Source organism: Streptomyces boncukensis (genome assembly GCF_011045075.1).
Lineage (GTDB): Bacteria > Actinomycetota > Actinomycetes > Streptomycetales > Streptomycetaceae > Streptomyces > Streptomyces boncukensis.
Genome location: NZ_JAAKZZ010000670.1, coordinates 1 through 3,363, shown reverse-complemented (window position 1 = coordinate 3,363; position 3,363 = coordinate 1). Strand labels below are relative to the sequence as shown.

The 3,363-nt window shown below is 73.6% G+C and carries 3 protein-coding genes; all 3 read left to right on the top strand.

From position 1 onward, the window contains the following. Positions 1-933, top strand: a 933-nt coding sequence (locus G5C65_RS34010) for an ABC transporter ATP-binding protein (RefSeq protein WP_165302915.1), incomplete at its 5' end; no start/stop codon positions are given. Positions 934-1,062: 129 nt separating this feature from the next. After that, positions 1,063-2,934, top strand: coding sequence for a glycoside hydrolase family 3 protein (locus G5C65_RS34005; RefSeq protein WP_165302914.1), 1,872 nt, complete (start codon positions 1,063-1,065; stop codon positions 2,932-2,934). Positions 2,935-3,031: 97 nt separating this feature from the next. After that, the coding region (locus G5C65_RS34000) for a helix-turn-helix domain-containing protein (RefSeq protein WP_165302913.1) at positions 3,032-3,363 on the top strand (332 nt) is incomplete at its 3' end.

Here is a 3,363-nt window from a genome sequence, read left to right as displayed (position 1 = left end):
GAAAGCAGCACGGAGTACGACCTGCGGGGCGGCCCGTTCACCCGGCGGCGCAACCGGCGCCGGGTGAGCGCGGTCACCGGGGTCTCGCTGACCGTACGGCGCGGGGAGACGTTCGGGATCGTCGGCGAGTCCGGGTGCGGAAAGTCCACGCTGGGCCGGATGGCGGTCGGTATGGAGCCGCCGACCGGCGGCACGGTCCGCTACGCGGAGCGGGACATCACCGCGCTGGGCCGCGCCGCGCTGCACGCCCACCGGCGCGAGGTGCAGCTGATGTTCCAGGACTCCTACGCCTCCATGGACCCGCGGATGCGGGTCGGCGCGATCCTGCGGGAACCGCTGGCGATCCAGGGCATCGGCGACCGCGCGGAGCAGGACGAGCGGATCGGCGGCCTGCTGGACGACGTGGGGCTGCCGCGGGCCGCCGTGCACCGCTATCCGCACGAGTTCTCCGGCGGCCAGCGCCAGCGGCTGGGCCTGGCCAGGGCCCTGGCGCTGGGCCCCTCGCTCGTCGTCGCGGACGAGCCGGTCTCCGCGCTGGACGTCTCCGTGCAGGCGCAGATCCTCAATCTGATGCGGGATCTGCAGCGGGAGAAGGGGCTCAGCTATCTGTTCATCTCGCACGACCTTGCGGTCGTGCGCTACCTCGCCGACCGGGTCGGTGTGATGTACCTGGGCACCCTCGTGGAGACGGGCCGCGCGGCGGAGGTCTTCGCGCGCCCGCTGCACCCGTACACCCGCGCCCTGCTGAACGCGGATGAGCCCCCGGAGGGCGAGATCCCCTCAGCCGCCGACCCGCCCTCCGGCTGCCGGTTCCGCACCCGCTGCCCGCTGGCCACCGAGCTGTGCGCGGAGCAGGAGCCGCCGCCCGTCGAGCCGTCCGCGCCGGGCCACCGGGTGGCCTGCCACTTCCCCTTGACCGACACAGCCCTTTGACGGACACAGCCCGCTGAATCACCCGGACGGCTGAAATCCAACGGAAATCAACACCACCACCCGCGCGAGGTGTTCATGTCATCCTGCGGGCCCTCTACCGTGAGAGGCTCCCGCGACAGAGAGGGACATATGAGACGCCTCGGGCTCACACAGCGCATCGTCATCGGGGTGAGCACGCTCGCCCTCGCCGCCGTCGCGGCGCCCGCCACCGGCGTCGCCGCCGACTCCGCCGCCGACTCCGGTGCCGACGCCGGGCGCCCCGCGTACCGGAACGCCCGCCTCCCCGTCGACCAGCGCGTCGACGACCTGCTCTCCCGGATGACCCTGGACGAGAAGCTGGGCCAGATGACGCAGGCCGAGCGCAGCGCCCTCACCCCCGACCGCTCGGACCTCGCGGCGCTGGGCCTCGGCTCGGTGCTCTCCGGCGGCGGCTCCGCGCCGGAGGAGAACACCCCGAAGGGCTGGGCCGATATGTACGACGGCTTCCAGCGCACCGCGCTGACCTCCCGCCTCGGCATCCCCATGATCTACGGCGTGGACGCCGTGCACGGGCACGGCAACGTCCGGGGCGCCACGGTCTTCCCGCACCACATCGGCCTCGGCGCCACCCGGGACCCCGGGCTGGTGCGCCGGATCGGGCGGGCCACGGCGCGCGAGGTCGCGGGCACCGGGATCGACTGGAACTTCGCGCCGTGCCTGTGCGTGGCCCGCAACGACCGGTGGGGCCGGACCTATGAGTCCTACGGCGAGAACCCGGCGCTCCCCGCCGCCATGACCACCGAGATCTCCGGGCTCCAGCACCGGCTCGGCCGCTCGGGCGTGCTCGCCACCGCCAAGCACTACATCGGCGACGGCGGCACCACCGGCGGCGTCGACCAGGGGGACACCGAGCTGAGCGAGCGGGAGCTGCGCGCCGTCCACCTCCCGCCCTTCAAGAAGGCGGTCGAGCGCGGCGCGGGCTCCGTCATGGTGTCCTTCAGCAGCTGGAACGGGAAGAAGCTGCACGGCCACCGGTACCTCGTCACCGATGTGCTGAAGAAGGAGCTGGGCTTCGGGGGCTTCGTCGTCTCCGACTGGGCCGGGATCGACCAGATCGACGGCGAGGAGGGGTTCACCGGCGCCGAGGTCCGCCGGGCCGTCAACGCCGGGATCGACATGGTGATGGTCCCGCACGACTACCGGAAGTTCCTCACCCTGCTGCGCGGGGAGGTCGACGCCGGCCGGATCCCGGTGTCCCGGATCGACGACGCCAACCGCCGCATCCTCGCCAAGAAGTTCGAACTCGGCCTCTTCGAACGCCCCTTCACCGACCGCTCGTACACCGGCGACATCGGCTCGCCCCGGCACCGCGCCCTCGCCCGCGAGGCGGTGGGCGCGTCGCAGGTGCTGCTGAAGAACGACGGCGGCGTGCTGCCGCTGAAGAAGGACGGCAAGCTGTTCGTGGCGGGCAAGAACGCCGACGACATCGGCAACCAGTCCGGCGGCTGGACCATCTCCTGGCAGGGCGAGAGCGGTGCCATCACCCCCGGAACCACCATCCTCGACGGCATCCGCGCGCAGACGGGCCCGGCCGGCACGGTCACCTACGACCGCGAGGGCGACGGTGTCGACGGCAGTTACGACGCCGCCGTCGCGGTGGTCGGCGAGACGCCGTACGCCGAGGGCGAGGGCGACCGGCCCGGCGGCATGGGCCTGGACGAGGAGGACCTGGCCACGCTGAAGAAGCTGAAGGCGTCCGGCGTCCCGGTCGCGGTCGTCCTCGTCTCCGGCCGGCCGCTGGACATCGCCGGCCGGCTGCCAGGCTGGGACGCGCTGCTGGCCTCCTGGCTGCCGGGCACCGAGGGCGACGGCGTCTCCGACGTCCTGTTCGGCGACCGCCGCCCCACCGGCAAGCTGCCGGTCACCTGGATGCGCGACGCCGACCAGCTCCCGATCAACGCGGGGGACGGACAGCGCCCGCTGTTCCCGTACGGCTACGGGCTGACGTACCCGCGGAGCTGAGCGGCGGCGCGCCGACGCGCGCGGCGGGCCCGGGACTTCGCCCAGGGCAGAAGCGCGGGGCGCGCCGCGGAGCGCCCCGCGCGCCTAGGCTGAGGGCGTGACCCAGCACGCGCCGAACGAAGCCCGCGCCCGCGTCATTCCGCTGCGCCCGGTACGGCCGGGCGCCGAGCCCCCGGCGAAGGAACCGCTCTGGCGGGACCTCGTCGGCGACGTCCTGCGCCGCGAACGGCTCGCCCAGGAGCGAACGCTGCAGGATGTCGCCGACGAGGCCCGGATCTCCATGCCGTACCTGTCCGAGGTGGAGCGGGGCCTGAAGGAGGCGTCGTCCGAGGTCCTCGCGGCGGCGGCGCAGGCCCTCGGCCTCCGGCTGGCCGACCTCCTCACCCGGGTGCACAGCGAGATCGTGCGGACGGCCCCCGGCCCCGGCCC

Coding starts and splice junctions, on each gene's coding strand:
- G5C65_RS34005 (WP_165302914.1), top strand. CDS start 1,063: ATGAGACGCCTCGGGCTCACACAGCGCATCGTCATCGGGGTGAGCACG.